This is a genomic window from Brenneria sp. hezel4-2-4 (genome assembly GCF_013155275.1).
In the GTDB taxonomy this organism is placed as follows: domain Bacteria; phylum Pseudomonadota; class Gammaproteobacteria; order Enterobacterales; family Enterobacteriaceae; genus Brenneria.
Genome location: NZ_JABJXS010000027.1, coordinates 1 through 1,775, shown reverse-complemented (window position 1 = coordinate 1,775; position 1,775 = coordinate 1). Strand labels below are relative to the sequence as shown.

The 1,775-nt window shown below is 52.5% G+C and carries 1 rRNA gene; it reads left to right on the top strand.

Features of this window, described 5'->3' with window-relative positions:
- The first annotated feature begins 172 nt into the window (after positions 1-172).
- A 16S ribosomal RNA gene (locus HOY33_RS20425) occupies positions 173-1,714 on the top strand.
- Positions 1,715-1,775: the final 61 nt, after the last annotated feature.

Below are 1,775 nucleotides of genomic sequence, written 5' to 3'. Positions count from 1 at the left end.
GCACTGCTCTTTAACAATTTAATCAGACAATCTGTGTGGGCACTCACAAGACAATATCGGCAAACGATATAAAAAAGTCTTGAAGAGTGACTGACAGTAAATTCATTACGAATAAACAGTTATTAATTCTTTGAGCATCGCTTCCCGAGTGGAAGCAAATCAAACAAATCTTAAATTGAAGAGTTTGATCATGGCTCAGATTGAACGCTGGCGGCAGGCCTAACACATGCAAGTCGAGCGGTAGCACAGAGGAGCTTGCTCCTTGGGTGACGAGCGGCGGACGGGTGAGTAATGTCTGGGAAACTGCCTGATGGCGGGGGATAACTACTGGAAACGGTAGCTAATACCGCATAATGTCGCAAGACCAAAGTGGGGGACCTTCGGGCCTCACGCCATCGGATGTGCCCAGATGGGATTAGCTAGTAGGCGGGGTAAAGGCTCACCTAGGCGACGATCCCTAGCTGGTCTGAGAGGATGACCAGCCACACTGGAACTGAGACACGGTCCAGACTCCTACGGGAGGCAGCAGTGGGGAATATTGCACAATGGGGGAAACCCTGATGCAGCCATGCCGCGTGTGTGAAGAAGGCCTTCGGGTTGTAAAGCACTTTCAGCGGGGAGGAAGGCAACAAACCTAATAAGCTTGTTGATTGACGTTACCCGCAGAAGAAGCACCGGCTAACTCCGTGCCAGCAGCCGCGGTAATACGGAGGGTGCAAGCGTTAATCGGAATGACTGGGCGTAAAGCGCACGCAGGCGGTCTGTTAAGTTGGATGTGAAATCCCCGGGCTTAACCTGGGAACTGCATTCAAAACTGACAGGCTAGAGTCTCGTAGAGGGGGGTAGAATTCCAGGTGTAGCGGTGAAATGCGTAGAGATCTGGAGGAATACCGGTGGCGAAGGCGGCCCCCTGGACGAAGACTGACGCTCAGGTGCGAAAGCGTGGGGAGCAAACAGGATTAGATACCCTGGTAGTCCACGCCGTAAACGATGTCGACTTGGAGGCTGTGGTCTTGAACCGTGGCTTCCGGAGCTAACGCGTTAAGTCGACCGCCTGGGGAGTACGGCCGCAAGGTTAAAACTCAAATGAATTGACGGGGGCCCGCACAAGCGGTGGAGCATGTGGTTTAATTCGATGCAACGCGAAGAACCTTACCTACTCTTGACATCCTCAGAAGAGACTGGAGACAGACTCGTGCCTTCGGGAACTGAGAGACAGGTGCTGCATGGCTGTCGTCAGCTCGTGTTGTGAAATGTTGGGTTAAGTCCCGCAACGAGCGCAACCCTTATCCTTTGTTGCCAGCGATACGGTCGGGAACTCAAAGGAGACTGCCGGTGATAAACCGGAGGAAGGTGGGGATGACGTCAAGTCATCATGGCCCTTACGAGTAGGGCTACACACGTGCTACAATGGCGCATACAAAGAGAAGCGAACTCGCGAGGGTAAGCGGACCTCATAAAGTGCGTCGTAGTCCGGATTGGAGTCTGCAACTCGACTCCATGAAGTCGGAATCGCTAGTAATCGTAGATCAGAATGCTACGGTGAATACGTTCCCGGGCCTTGTACACACCGCCCGTCACACCATGGGAGTGGGTTGCAAAAGAAGTAGGTAGCTTAACCTTCGGGGGGGCGCTTACCACTTTGTGATTCATGACTGGGGTGAAGTCGTAACAAGGTAACCGTAGGGGAACCTGCGGTTGGATCACCTCCTTAGTAAAAGCCTGATAGTGGTTGTGCAGTGTCCACACAGATTGTCTGATGAAAATAACGAGCA